Source organism: Corynebacterium sputi DSM 45148 (assembly GCF_000427865.1).
GTDB classification, from domain to species: domain Bacteria; phylum Actinomycetota; class Actinomycetes; order Mycobacteriales; family Mycobacteriaceae; genus Corynebacterium; species Corynebacterium sputi.
On record NZ_ATYV01000023.1, the window covers coordinates 35,580 to 49,401 of the forward strand.

General features: G+C 62.8%; 12 protein-coding genes. All 12 read left to right on the plus strand.

Annotation, left to right across the window (positions count from 1 at the left end; genetic code table 11):
* Window positions 1-5: 5 nt before the first annotated feature.
* The 12 genes from pheT to tyrS all read left to right on the plus strand — a co-directional run bounded on the left by pheT (window position 6) and on the right by tyrS (window position 13,366).
* Entirely contained in the window at window positions 6-2,501 is a 2,496-nt protein-coding gene (gene pheT / locus YWU_RS0111525) for a phenylalanine--tRNA ligase subunit beta (protein WP_027020599.1), read from the plus strand.
* Between the two features lie 77 nt (window positions 2,502-2,578).
* The gene (gene argC, locus YWU_RS0111530) at window positions 2,579-3,622 is read left to right on the plus strand and encodes an N-acetyl-gamma-glutamyl-phosphate reductase (RefSeq protein ID WP_027020600.1); all 1,044 of its coding nucleotides are present in this window, start codon (window positions 2,579-2,581) and stop codon (window positions 3,620-3,622) included.
* A gap of 42 nt (window positions 3,623-3,664) precedes the next feature.
* Window positions 3,665-4,855, plus strand: a complete 1,191-nt coding sequence (gene argJ, locus YWU_RS0111535) for a bifunctional glutamate N-acetyltransferase/amino-acid acetyltransferase ArgJ (RefSeq protein WP_027020601.1) — start codon at window positions 3,665-3,667, stop codon at window positions 4,853-4,855.
* A 55-nt stretch (window positions 4,856-4,910) separates the two neighbouring features.
* Window positions 4,911-5,861, plus strand: a complete 951-nt coding sequence (argB, locus tag YWU_RS0111540; RefSeq protein ID WP_027020602.1) for an acetylglutamate kinase — start codon at window positions 4,911-4,913, stop codon at window positions 5,859-5,861.
* A gap of 53 nt (window positions 5,862-5,914) precedes the next feature.
* A complete protein-coding gene (locus YWU_RS0111545; protein ID WP_027020603.1) occupies window positions 5,915-7,123 on the plus strand; it encodes an acetylornithine transaminase in 1,209 nt (402 codons plus the stop codon).
* Complete coding sequence (gene argF / locus YWU_RS0111550) at window positions 7,120-8,058, plus strand: ornithine carbamoyltransferase (RefSeq protein WP_027020604.1); 939 nt, start codon at window positions 7,120-7,122, stop codon at window positions 8,056-8,058. The genes YWU_RS0111545 and argF overlap by 4 nt, the downstream gene beginning before the upstream one ends.
* A complete protein-coding gene (locus YWU_RS0111555; RefSeq protein ID WP_156892827.1) occupies window positions 8,058-8,534 on the plus strand; it encodes an arginine repressor in 477 nt (158 codons plus the stop codon). The genes argF and YWU_RS0111555 overlap by 1 nt, the downstream gene beginning before the upstream one ends.
* 58 nt (window positions 8,535-8,592) lie before the next feature.
* Entirely contained in the window at window positions 8,593-9,792 is a 1,200-nt protein-coding gene (locus tag YWU_RS0111560; protein ID WP_027020606.1) for an argininosuccinate synthase, read from the plus strand.
* Window positions 9,793-9,809: 17 nt separating this feature from the next.
* The gene (gene argH / locus YWU_RS0111565; protein ID WP_034647778.1) at window positions 9,810-11,249 is read left to right on the plus strand and encodes an argininosuccinate lyase; all 1,440 of its coding nucleotides are present in this window, start codon (window positions 9,810-9,812) and stop codon (window positions 11,247-11,249) included.
* Between the two features lie 18 nt (window positions 11,250-11,267).
* A complete protein-coding gene (locus tag YWU_RS0111570) occupies window positions 11,268-11,438 on the plus strand; it encodes a Trm112 family protein (RefSeq protein WP_027020608.1) in 171 nt (56 codons plus the stop codon).
* Window positions 11,435-12,055 (plus strand): DNA-3-methyladenine glycosylase, encoded by a 621-nt coding sequence (locus YWU_RS0111575; RefSeq protein ID WP_240484128.1) that lies wholly within the window; start codon window positions 11,435-11,437, stop codon window positions 12,053-12,055. Before YWU_RS0111570 ends, YWU_RS0111575 begins: the two co-directional genes overlap by 4 nt.
* 24 nt (window positions 12,056-12,079) lie before the next feature.
* Window positions 12,080-13,366 (plus strand): tyrosine--tRNA ligase, encoded by a 1,287-nt coding sequence (gene tyrS, locus YWU_RS0111580; protein WP_034647779.1) that lies wholly within the window; start codon window positions 12,080-12,082, stop codon window positions 13,364-13,366.
* Window positions 13,367-13,822: the final 456 nt, after the last annotated feature.

Below are 13,822 nucleotides of genomic sequence, written 5' to 3' on the forward strand. Positions count from 1 at the left end.
ACAGCATGTTCACTCCCCAGTCCTGGGTCACCGACGTCGTCGCCGCAGCGAACCCCGGTTGGTCCGTCACCCCCGATGAGCTCGATGCCGGATTCGTCCGCGTTGGTTTCGAGACCGAAGGCCACGAGCCGCTGCCGGAGATCACCGGCCCGCTCGTTCTTGGCCAGGTCGAGACCATCGAAGAGCTCGAGGGCTTTAAGAAGCCGATCCGTTTCTGCCAGGTCAACGTTGGACAGGCTAATGGCTCCGGCGACCTGCAGAGCATCATTTGTGGTGCTCGTAACTTCGCCGAAGGCGACCATGTCGTCATCGCCCTTCCCGGCACGGTCTTGCCCGGAGGCTTCGCCATTGGCTCTCGTGAGACCTACGGCAAGATGTCTGAGGGCATGATCTGCTCTGAGGCTGAGCTCGGCATGACCGACCAGTCCTCCGGCATTCTCGTGCTGTCCCCGCGCGACCTGGATGGCTCCGGCCTGGCCGTTGGCGATGACGCACGTGACTTCCTTGGTCTGGATGACGAGAAGTTCGAAGTCAACATCACGCCTGACCGCGGTTACGCACTGAGCCTGCGTGGCCTTGGCCGCGAGATTGCTTCCGCGTTCACCGTGGACTTCGCCGACCCGGCTGAGATCGAGTCGCTTCCGGTCGACGGAGAAATCCTCGACTTGGATGTCCGCCCTGAGACTGACACCGTCCGATTCGGCCTGCGCCGCGTCACTGGCGTTGACCCCTCCGCGCCGTCCCCGTGGTGGATGCGCCGTCGTCTCATGTTGTCCGGCCAACGTTCGGTGAACCTGCCGACCGATATCACCAACTACGTCATGCTGCTGCTCGGCCAGCCGATGCACGCTTTCGATGGCAACCGCATTACCGGTGGCCTCACCGTGCGCAACGCCGAGGAGGGCGAGAAGATGACCACCCTCGACCACGTTGAGCGAAAGCTCTCTGCTGAGGATGTGGTGATTTGCGACGAAACTGGCATCCAGTCTCTCGCCGGCGTCATGGGTGGGGTCACCTCCGAGATTGAGGACGACACCACTGACGTGGTGTTCGAGGCTGCGGTGTGGTCGCCGCTGAGGGTTTTCCGCACCGGCCGTCGCCACAAGCTCAGCTCTGAGGCTTCCCGACGTTTCGAGCGCACTGTCGACCCCTCCCTTGTTGAAGGCGCCCTGGACTTGGCCTGCCGTCTTCTGGAGGAGCACGGTGGCGGAACCATCGACACCGGCCGCACCCTCCTCGGAGAGGCCCCTGCGCCGACCCCAATCGAGTTCGACGCAAATCGACCGGGTGACGTCGCTGGAGTGACCTACCCGGACGGAACTGCGAAGGCTCGCCTGGAAGAGGTTGGCTGCACCGTTGAGGCTGACGGTGACCGACTCACCGTGACCCCGCCGTCTTGGCGCTCGGATCTGACCATGGGGGCAGACCTGGTGGAGGAGGTGCTCCGCCTGGAAGGGCTGGAGGACATCCCGTCCATCCTCCCGGTCGCACCGGCTGGACGCGGGCTGACCGCAGGCCAGCAGCGTCGTCGGGCGGTCGGTCGTGCGCTCGCGCACAACGGTTACCTGGAGATCCTCCCGACCCCGTTCATCGCGAACGACGTCTTCGACGTGTGGGGCCTGGACGCCAACGATGAGCGCCGCGCCACCGTCAAGGTCCAGAACCCGCTGGAGTCCGATCACGGTCAGCTGGGCACCACGCTGCTGCCGTCGATGCTGGAGTCGCTGCGTCGCAACGTCTCTCGCGGACAATCCGACCTTGCCCTTTATGGCGTCGAGCAGGTCACCCTGGGGCGCGGTGACGAGCAGTCGCCGATGCCGGCTGTGGCTTACCGACCCACCGACGAGGAAATCATCGAGCTCTCGGCATCACTGCCGGAGCAGCCGCTGTACGTCGCGATGGTCGCTTGTGGACGAGTCGAGTTGGACACCCCGTGGGGCGAGGCCCGCGCGTACACCGTCTCTGACGCTATTGAGGCCGCCCGCATCGTCGGCCGTGCCGCTGGTGTGGAGCTGGAGTTCCGAAATGCTGAGTACCTGCCGTGGCACCCGGGCCGCTGTGCAGAGCTGCTTGTCGACGGTTACGTCGTCGGCCACACCGGAGAACTGCACCCGGCTGTCTGCCGTGCAGCGAACTTGCCGGAGCGCACCTGCGCCTTGGAGATCAACCTCAGCGCACTGCCGCTGCGCGAGAACCTGCCGGCACCGACCCTGAGCCCGTTCCCGGCGGTGTACCAGGATGTCGCACTGGTCGTTTCTGATGATGTTCCGGCAGCGCACGTCGAGGCAACCGTCCGCGAGGGCGCCGGAGAGCTCCTGGAGCAGGTTCGCCTGTTCGACGAGTACCGCTCGGAGGCACTGGGCGAGGGACGTCGTTCGCTGACGTTTGCTCTGCGTTTCCGTGCCGATGACCGAACCCTGACAGAGGATGAGGCCTCCGCTGCTCGCGAAGCTGCCATCGCACTGGCGCAGGAGCGCCACAACGCCGAACTTCGCGGCTAACCTCACATGGAGAACACTTTCCATTCATCTTCGTGAATATCTTGCATAGAATCGCGTAGTGGTGTTTAGTGTTCTCCATGAGTATTTCCGTGGCAATCGCAGGCGCGAGCGGCTACGCCGGAGGAGAGGTTCTCCGGCTGCTGCTCAACCATCCGGCATATCTGTCGGGTGATCTGACGATCGGTGCGCTCACCGGTGCCTCCAATGCAGGTCAGCGTGTCGGCGACATCATGCCGCATCTTTCTCCATTGGCAGATCGGATCATCGAAGACACCACTGCTGAGGTTCTCTCCGGCCATGATGTGGTTTTCCTCGGCTTGCCACACGGACACTCCGGCGTGATCGCAAACGCCCTCGGCGATGGCCCGGCCATCCTCGACTGTGGCGCCGATTTCCGGCTCTCTGACCCCGATGAGTGGCTGCACTACTACGGTTCTGAGCACGCAGGTACCTGGACCTACGGAATCCCGGAGCTCCCTGGTGGACGCGAGAAGATCGTAGACTCCCGTCGGATCGCAGTCCCCGGATGTTTCCCCACCGGCGGTTCCATTGCTCTTCTTCCGGCTGTTGCAGATGAACTGATCGTTCCGGATATCTCGGTCGTCTCCATCACGGGAACCTCCGGAGGCGGCAAGAAGGCCTCGGTCGGTCTGCTCGGCGCCGAGGTGATGGGCAACATCAAGGCCTACAACACCTCGGGCAAGCACCGGCACACCGCTGAATTTATCCAGAACCTCACCCCGCACGCCGAGAATCTGAACATCAGTTTCACCCCGGTACTCGCGCCGACTGCTCGAGGAATTCTCACCGTGGCTTCGGCTCCGCTGAAGGATGCCTCGATCACCGAGGAGAAGGCCCGGGAAGCATATGCAGCCCGGTACGCCGACGAACCGTTTATTCAACTCCTGTCTGCCGGCCAGCAGCCGCAGACCCAGTCTGTGATCGGCTCGAACATGGTCCAGCTCCAGGTGGAGGTCGACGAGCGCGCCGGTCGGCTGCTCGTCACCGCAGCCATTGACAACCTGACCAAGGGAACCGCCGGCGCCGCCGTGCAGTGCATGAACCTGGTTACCGGCCTTCCCGAAACCTCCGGTCTGCCGCAGGCCGGCGTGGCACCCTGATCCTGACGAACACCCAACAACTCACCTAAGGCACCCACGACAATGACCGACACCGCAACAATCCCCGACACCACGGGCGTCACCGCACCAGCAGGCTTCCGTGCCGCTGGCGGGACCGTGGGAATCAAAGCATCGGGAAACCGTGACCTCATGCTCTTGGTCAATGACGGGCCGAAGAAGACTGCCGCGGCAGTGTTTACGCTGAATAAGGTTCAGGCAGCTCCGGTCGTCGTCACGCGCGACAACGTCGCGAATGGTGCCCTCAGCGCGGTGATCATCAACTCCGGCAATGCCAACGCCTGCAACGGCCGGGCGGGTATCGAGGACGCCCTGAGCACCTGCCAAGCAGTCGCCACTGCTTTGGATGTGCCGTTCGACGAGGTCGGAGTCGCATCCACCGGATTGATCGGTGAGCGCATGCCGATGGACAAAGTTCTCGGCGGAATTGATTCGCTCGTGTCCTCACTGTCCGATGACCAAAGCGCCGCTGACGCTGCCGCCGACGCTATCCGCACCACTGATCTGGTGCCGAAGCAGGCCGTGGCCCACGGCACCGGTTACACGGTCGGAGCGACCGGTAAGGGTGTCGGCATGATCAGTCCGTCGATGGCGACGATGCTCGGCGTCATCACCACCGACGCTGACGTCAGCCCCGAGTGGGCTCACGACGCTCTTGCTAAGGCTTCAGAGATGACCTTCAACCGTCTGGACGTCGATGGTTCGACCTCCACCAACGACACGGTTCTGCTCATGGCCAGCGGCGCATCTGGAGTTGTTCCGGACAAGGATGAATTCGACAGCCTGGTCCGCCAGGTCTGTGACGACATTGCCCGGCAGATGCAGGCCGACGCCGAAGGCGTGACCAAGCGGGTCACCATCACCGTCCGCGGCACCGGTGGGGAAGAGCAGGCACTACTGGCTGCCCGCGTGCTGTGCCGCGACAGTCTCTTCAAGTGCGCAATGTTCGGCTCTGACCCGAACTGGGGCCGCGTGCTCGCAGCCGTCGGCGTCGCCCCGGTTGAGATGGATCCGGAAGGAATCTCGGTGAGCTTCAACGGACATGTCGTCTGTGAAAACACCACCGGAACCCCGGATGCCCGTGAGGTCGACTTGTCCGGAATGGACATCCTCGTCGAGGTGGACCTTGGCACCGGTGACCTGGAATCAGCCTCCATCCGCACCACGGACCTGTCGCACGACTACGTCCACATCAACTCCGCGTACTCCACCTAGTACGACACAGGAAGGACGGTGCCCGGAGATGTCCGACACCCCCGAAGCAGACAACATCCTCGACCTGACCGGTGACCTCACCGCAGAACAGCGTGCTGAGGTCCTCTCCGAGGCATTGCCCTGGTTGCAGCACTACCGCGACCGGATCGTTGTGGTGAAGTACGGCGGCAACGCTATGACCGACGATTCGCTTAAGGCAGCATTCGCCCGCGACATGGTCTTTCTGCGCACTGTCGGCGTTAAGCCCGTCGTCGTCCACGGCGGTGGGCCGCAGATCTCCGCGATGCTCAAGCGACTGGGCATGGAAGGGGAGTTCCGCGGCGGATTCCGTGTGACCACCCCGGAGGTCATGGAAGTTGTCCGCATGGTTCTGTTCGGACAGGTCGGCCGCGAGTTGGTCGGTCTGATCAACCAGTACGCCCCGTACGCGGTGGGAACTTCCGGCGAGGACGGCGGACTGTTCACCGCAGAGAAGCGCTACGTGAACGTTGGCGGTGAACCTACGGACATCGGTCTGGTTGGCGACATCACGGGTGTTCGTCCGGACGGGCTGATGGATCTGATCGACGCCGGACGCATTCCGGTGGTCTCAACGATCGCCCCGGGTCCCAATGGCGAGATCTACAACATCAACGCCGATACCGCTGCGGGCGCTCTGGCGACCGCGCTGGACGCTGACCGCCTCGTGGTATTGACCAACGTCGAAGGGCTGTACACCGATTGGCCGGACCGCAGTTCGCTGTTGTCGAAGGTTAGCGTCGAGAAGCTCCGTACTCTCATGCCGGACCTAGATGCCGGCATGGTTCCGAAGATGGAAGCGTGCCTGCGGTCCGTCGACTCTGGAGTTAACGCCGCGCATGTCATCGACGGCCGCGTGCCCCACGCAGTGCTGCTCGAGCTGATGACTACCGGCGGAATCGGCACAATGGTGCTGCCGGGTGAGGCGAAGCCGGGCCCGCGCTCCGATTTCGGTGGCGCAGTCTTCCGACTTCCGCACTCCGAGTAAGACACCCGAACACGTATTGACACCACGGCCGACCACGATCTGAACGGAACACAATGACGGGATTCGACGAGCGCTACCGGGCGCTCATGATGGACAACTACGGCACCCCGCGTATCGAACTTGCCTCGGCCTCCGGCGCCCGCTTGGTCGACTCTGAGGGCAAGGAATACCTCGACCTGCTTACCGGAATCGCTGTCAATGCGCTGGGACATAGCCACCCGGCGATCATCGATGCAGTCTCACACCAGGTGCAGACGATGTCGCATGTGTCGAATATCTTCGCATCCAAGCCGTCTCTCGACCTCGCCGACAAGCTGGTGGAGTTGACCGGATGGGATGCAGAAGAAACGCGGGTGATGTTCTGCAACTCCGGCACCGAGGCCAACGAGGCCGCATTCAAGCTTGCACGGTTGACCGGGCGCCGTCGCATCATTTCCTCGAACCATGCCTTCCATGGCCGGACGATGGGTGCGCTAGCGATGACCGGACAGCCCGATAAGCGGGCCCCGTTTGACCCGATGCCGCTCGGCGTGGAGTTCGTGCCGTACGGCGACTTCGAGTTTCTGAAAAAGACGATCGAGTCCGACCCGATGCACACTGCCGCCGTGATCTTGGAGCCGATCCAAGGTGAAACGGGCGTCGTCACGCCCCCGGAGGGGTATTTGAAGTCAGTTCGCGAACTGACAGAGAAGTACGGGATCCTCCTCATCCTCGATGAGGTGCAGACCGGCATCGGTCGTACCGGCAATTGGTTCGCGCACCAGTACGAGGATATTCAGCCAGACGTGATGACCTTGGCTAAGGGCCTCGGTGGCGGACTGCCGCTGGGTGCCGTCGTGGCTCGGGGTAAGGCAGCGAAGCTCTTCACCCCAGGTGTTCACGGCACGACTTTCGGCGGCAACCCGATCTGCTGTGCGGCAGCCTTGGCTGTCATCGACACGCTGGAGTCGGAGGACTTGGTAAAGCGGGTTCGGACCGTCGGGAAGGTTTTTGCACGCAAGCTCGCAGCACTGGACCACGTAGACCACGTCCGCGGCCGCGGCTACATGCTTGGCCTCGTTCTCGACGAGCAATTGGCAAAGGGCGCGGTCGACGCCGGATACCGGCGCGGCGTCATTCTCAACGCACCGCAGCCGAACGTGATCCGCGTTGTGCCTCCGTTGAACCTGACCGACGCGGAGATTGCTGAAGCCGTCGACCTGGTCGGCGCCTGCCTCGCGGATGCCGCAGCAGCACTGGAATCTGAAGGAGATAAGGCATGACTCGACACTTCCTGGCCGATGACGACCTGAGCCCGATTGAACAGGCGGAGGTCCTCGCGCTTGCTGCGGACCTCAAGCGCAACCCGTACCTGCGCAAGACCTACGAGGGCCCGCAGTCTGTCGCGGTGCTGTTCGACAAAAACTCCACCCGCACCAGGTTCTCCTTCGACGCCGCAATTGCGGCGCTCGGCGGAAACTCCATCGTGGTGGATTCCGGAAGCTCCCAGATGGGCAAGGGCGAGTCCTTCGAGGACACCGGCAAAGTGCTCTCGCGATTCGTCTCCACCATCGTGTGGCGCACGTATGCACACTCGAACCTGGAAGAGATGGCGGCAGCGGCCTCCGTTCCGGTGGTCAACGCCCTCTCTGATGATCTGCACCCGTGCCAGATCCTTGCGGACCTGCAGACCATCGTCGAGAAGGTCTGCCCGGACGAGGGCGTACCCGGGCTGAAGGGTCGCCGTGCGGTGTACCTCGGCGACGGCGATAACAACATGGCCAACTCCTACCTGCTGGGCTTTGCCACAGCGGGCTTGGGAATCACGATCTGCGCGCCGGAGGGATTCCACCCGGAGCAGCGATTCGTGGACCGCGCCAAGAAGATCGCCCAGGAGACAGGTGCTGTCGTCGAGGTCACCACAGATACCGCCTGCGTCAGCGGGGCGGACGTCATCATCACGGACACCTGGGTATCGATGGGTATGGAGGATGACGGAATCGACCGTCGCACCCCGTTCCTGCCGTACCAGGTCACGCAGGAGATAATGTCCGCCGCCGGCGATGACGCGATTTTCCTTCACTGCCTGCCGGCCTACCGGGGCAATGAGGTCACCGCGGATGTCATCGACGGCCCGCAGTCGGCAGTCTTCGACGAAGCCGAGAACCGGATGCACGCACAGAAGGCACTTCTGGTCTGGCTGATGGAGCGCAGCTGATGTCTGCCGCAGCGTCTTCCCGAGCCGCCAGACAGGCGCGGATCACGCACCTGCTGGAACGGGAGATAGTCCGCAGCCAGGGGCAGCTAGCTGACCTTCTAGCGGACGAGGGCGTGGACATCGCCCAGGCGACCCTCAGCCGGGACTTGGACGAGATCGGTGCGCGGAAGATCCGCGACACCGATGGTTCAGTCCGGTACAGCGTTGATGCGCAAGTAGGAGGCGGCGGTAGCGCCGTGACCCGCATGCGCAGGGTGCTCGACGAGCTGCTTGTCAGCGCCGACGCCTCCGGGCACATCGCGGTCTTGAGGACCCCTCCGGGAGCCGCCCAGTACCTCGCGAGCGTGATCGACCGCGCGGGGTTGTCTGACGTGGTGGGGACCATCGCGGGCGACGACACAGTGATGTGTCTGGCTCGCGAACCACTCACCGGAGATGAGCTGGCCCGCCGCCTGTCGGGCACAGACGCACAGTAGTATTGACCATGTTTGAAAGGGCCCGGTTGGGCCAACCATTAATTCTGAGGAGACTTTCATGACCGATCGCGTCATTCTCGCCTACTCCGGAGGTCTGGACACCTCCGTCGCCATCGAGTGGATGAAGCAGGAGACCGGCGCTGAGGTTGTCGCCGTCGCCATCGACGTCGGACAGGGCGGCGAGGACCTCGACAGCATCCGCCAGCGCGCACTGGACTGCGGCGCGGTCGAGTCCGTTGTCGTTGATGCCAAGGATGAGTTCGCCGAAGACTACTGCCTCCCGGCGATCAAGGCCAACGCCCTGTACCAGCGTCAGTACCCGCTGGTCTCCGGCCTGTCCCGACCGCTGATCGTCAAGCACCTCGTCGAGGCATCCAAGGAGCACGGCGGCACGCACGTCTCCCACGGTTGCACCGGCAAGGGCAACGACCAGGTCCGCTTCGAGGTTGGTTTCGCCAACCTGGCACCGGATCTGAAGATCATCGCCCCGGCTCGTGACTACGCCTGGACCCGCGACAAGGCCATCGCCTTCGCCGAGAAGAACAACCTGCCGATCGAGCAGTCCAAGGCATCGCCGTTCTCCATCGACCAGAACCTCTTCGGCCGCGCTGTCGAGGCCGGTTACTTGGAGGACCTGTGGAATGCGCCGACCAAGGACACCTACGCATACACCGAGGACCCGACCCTCAACTTCTCCTCCCCGGACGAGGTTGTCATCTCCTTCGTCGACGGCACCCCGGTTGCCCTCGATGGTGAGAAGAAGTCCATGCTCGAGATCATCGAGGAAATGAACCGTCGTGCAGGCGCCCAGGGCGTCGGCCGACTGGACATGGTCGAAGACCGCCTCATCGGCATCAAGTCCCGTGAGGTCTACGAGGCCCCGGGTGCTATCGCCCTCATCACCGCGCACACCGCGCTGGAGGACGTCACCGTCGAGCGCGAGCTCGCCCGTTTCAAGCGTGGCATCGAAGACAAGTGGGCCACCCAGGTCTACGACGGCCTGTGGTTCTCCCCGCTGAAGCGCACCCTGGACGTCTTCATCGACGAGGCTCAGAAGAACGTCACTGGCGACATCCGCCTGGTCATGCACGCTGGCAATTGCTGGGTCAACGGCCGCCGCTCGGAGAAGTCCCTCTATGACTTCAACCTGGCTACCTACGACGAGCACGACACCTTCGACCAGACCCACGCACGTGGTTTCGTCGAGCTGCACGGCCTGTCCTCCAAGATCGCCGCTAAGCGCGACTTCAACCTGTAAGAGGGGACCGGACACACATGGCAGTGGAGCAGCACGGCACCAACGAAGGTTCGTTGTGGGGCGGTCGGTTCGCCGGCGGCCCGGCGGACGCGATGGCAGCCCTGAGCAAGTCAACTCATTTCGACTGGGTTCTTGCCCCGTATGACACTCTCGCGTCGAAGGCGCACGCCCGCGTGCTCAACGCTCGCGGATTGCTTTCCGACGCTGACTTGGCCACCATGCTCGACGGCCTGGACAACCTCGGCGCAGATGTCCTTTCCGGGGCTTTCGGTCCTGAGGTCTCTGACGAGGACGTGCACGGTGCAATGGAGCGCGGTCTGATTGACCGAGTTGGTCCTGAGGTCGGTGGGCGCCTGCGCGCTGGCCGCTCCCGCAACGACCAGGTCGCCACGCTGTTCCGCATGTGGGTCCGTGACGCTGTTCGCGATATCGCGCAGGGTGTCCTTGACCTCGTCGACGCGTTGGCGGATCAGTCCGCAGCGCACCCGAGTGCGATCATGCCGGGCAAGACCCATTTCCAGGCCGCGCAGCCGGTGCTCCTTGGGCACCAGTTGCTGGCACACGCCCAGCCGCTGCTTCGCGACGTCGACCGCATCCGCGACCTCGACCGCCGTCTGGCAGTGAGCCCCTACGGCTCCGGTGCTCTGGCAGGTTCTTCGCTGCACCTGGATCCGGAGGCCATCGCCGCAGAGCTCGGTTTCGACTCCGCCGCAGATAACTCGATCGATGCCACCAGCTCGCGTGACTTCGCCTCCGAGACCGCATTCGTCCTCGCGCAGACTGCCGTGGACATGTCGCGATTGGCCGAAGAAATCATCGCGTGGTGCACCCCGGAATTCGGTTACGTCACGCTTTCTGATGAGTGGTCCACCGGATCGTCCATCATGCCGCAGAAGAAGAACCCGGATGTCGCCGAACTGACCCGTGGCAAGACCGGTCGTCTGATCGGCAACGTTGCTGGCTTGCTGGCGACGCTGAAGGCGCAGCCCCTGGCTTACAACCGCGATCTCCAGGAGGACAAGGAGCCGATCGTCGATTCGGTCGAGCAGCTCAACCTCCTGCTGCCCGCGATGACTGGTCTGGTCGCAACCCTGACCTTCCACGAAGAGCGCATGCGCGAGATCGCACCGGCTGGCTACACCCTGGCTACCGATCTTGCCGAGTGGATGGTCCGCCAGGGCGTGCCGTTCCGAATTGCACATGAGGCATCGGGCCAGTGCGTCCGGATCGCAGAGTCCCGTGGTGTCGGCCTCGACGAGCTGACCGACGAGGAGCTCCAGAGCGTCCACGAGTCTCTGACTCCGGGCGTCCGCGAGGTCCTCACCGTCGAGGGCGCAGTGGCATCTCGCGACACCCGTGGTGGAACTTCCGGTGACCGCGTCGCCGAGCAGCTCCAGCGTGTCCGTGAAGCTTCGGCCGACGACCGGGCGTGGGCGACCACCCCGGTCCGTGGATAAGGGATTACGGTGTCCCGTATGACTCTTGATCCGAAGCTCGTGGAGATCCTGGCCTGCCCGCGTGATCGCGGCCCGCTGGACTACGTAGAGGCTGACGAGGTTCTGGTAAACCCGCGCCTCAACATTGCCTACAAGATCGAGAAGGGCATCCCGGTGCTCCTCTCTGATGAGGCAGTCGACTGGAAGTGATTTTCCCGCTCGACACCATTTCGGCGGCCCCTCCTGACGCGGCCCGCGCCCTTCTCGGTGCGGAACTGCATGTCGGTGAGGGGCCGTCGGCCATTTCTTCGGTTATTACCGAGGTCGAGGCATACGGCGGTCCGGCCGAGTCGCCGTGGCCTGATCCTGGTGCTCACACCTGGCCCGGATTAACTCCTCGCAATCGCGTTATGTTCGGTCCGCCCGGTCACCTGTACGTGTATCGCTCGTACGGCATCCACCATTGTGCGAACATCACCTGTGGTGCGGATGGCATCGGCGGGGGAGTTCTCATCAGGTCGGTACGGATCACAACCGGCTTGACGACGTCCCTGTCCAACCGCGGCCACACCCAACAATCGACCCGACTCTCTGCAGGTCCCGGTAATGTCGCTCAGGCACTCGGGATCACTATGGATGACTACGGGCTGAACCTTCTTTCCCAATCCTCTCGTGTCCGACTTTGTCCGGCCGACCATGACGATGTGATTGTTGCCGGTCCGCGAGTGGGATTGAGGGCGGCGTCGTCACGCGAATGGCGTTTCCACTTAGCCGGTGAAACAGTCTCTGCCTACCGGGCCCACCGCAAAGCGGACGGGCTGACCTGAATCCAGTGACACCTGCGGGTTACGATGATTGCCGTGAGTAACGAGAACATCATTGACGAGCTGCAGTGGCGCGGCCTGATCGCGCAGTCGACCGACCTGGACGCACTCCGGGAAGAAGCGGACAAGGGGCCGATCACCGCCTATGTCGGTTTCGACCCGACCGGTGACTCCCTGCACGCAGGCCACCTTGTTCCGTTGATCATTCTCAAGCGCCTGCAAGAGGCAGGTCACCGGCCGATCGCCATGGCCGGCGGTGCAACAGGCATGATCGGTGACCCGCGCGACGTGGGGGAGCGGTCCATGCTCACCAATGAGCAGGCAGAGGCAAACGTCGCTGCAATCAAGGGGCAGCTGGCACGGTTCATTGACTTCAGTGAGGGCCGAGGCCTGCTGCTGAACAACGCAGACTGGACTCTGCAGATGAACGTCATCGAGTTCCTGCGCGACCTGGGCAAGAACTTCTCCGTCAACACGATGCTCGACCGCGAGACGGTCAAGCGTCGCCTGGAGTCAGACGGAATCTCCTACACCGAGTTCTCCTACATGCTGCTGCAGGCCAATGACTTCGTGCACCTACGCCGCAACTACGAGTGCCGACTGCAGATCGGTGGATCCGACCAGTGGGGCAACATCATTTCCGGTGTCGATCTGAACCGTCGCCTGGACCAGGAAAAGGTGCACGCTCTGACCGTGCCGCTGGTAACTGATGCGGATGGGCAGAAGTTCGGCAAGTCCACCGGTGGCGGCAAGCTCTGGCTCGACCCGGAGCAGACGAGCCCGTACGCCTGGTACCAGTACTTCGTTAATGCTGGCGATTCCGTCGTCATTGACTACCTGCGTTGGTTCACCTTCCTTACTCGTGCAGAAATCGCCGAGTACGAGGTCGCTGTTGCGGAGCGTCCGTTCAAGCGTGAGGCTCAGCGTCGCCTGGCACAGGAGATGACCGGCCTGGTCCACGGCAGGGATGCACGCGAAGGTGTGGAACTCGCGGCACAGGCTCTGTTCGGAAAGGCAGAACTCGCCGACCTGGATGAGGAGACTCTCGCAGGCGCGATCACCGAGGTCTCCGGCGGACAGGTTGTGCAGCTTCCGGCAGGGGAGCAGAACACCATCGTCGATATCTTGGTTGCCACGGGCCTGGCCAAGTCGAAGGGCGAAGCGCGTCGCACCATTAAGGAAGGCGGCGCTTACGCGAACAATGTCCGTATCTCCGAAGAAGAGTGGACGCCGGCCTCCGAGGATCTGCTCCACGGTTCCTGGTTGGTTCTGCGCCGAGGCAAGAAGAACTTCGCAGGCGTGCAGATCGGCTAGAAATCGACATCGGGAGGGTGGTTGTCACCCTTCGAGTCACTTAAACACGAGGTTAACTCCGGAAAAACCGGTTGTTACCTCGTGTTTTGTGTTGAGTGGACACATAGGGCTAATGTTTACCGGGCAAGCAGCGCACAGCGCAGGCCACGCAGAGACTCCCAATCGGGTGAGGATGCTGGTTCTGAGAGGTGCACAGCATGCGACTGAGATAATTTCTTCTCTGCTCGGTTTGACACCGAGAAGGTGAGGAACTAAGTTTTTCTCTTGCTGCCTGGGCGAGTCGGACATGATCTGATGAGCAGGGTGTGCGAATGTTTTTTGAGAACTCGATAGTGTGCCGATGTACTTATTATTTACTTCGGTTTAATGATGCCGGCAGCGCCTAGCGGTGGCTGCTTAAACATTAACCGTATTTTTTGCGCATCCCATTTATACCCCGTCGGGTGGGGGTGTGCT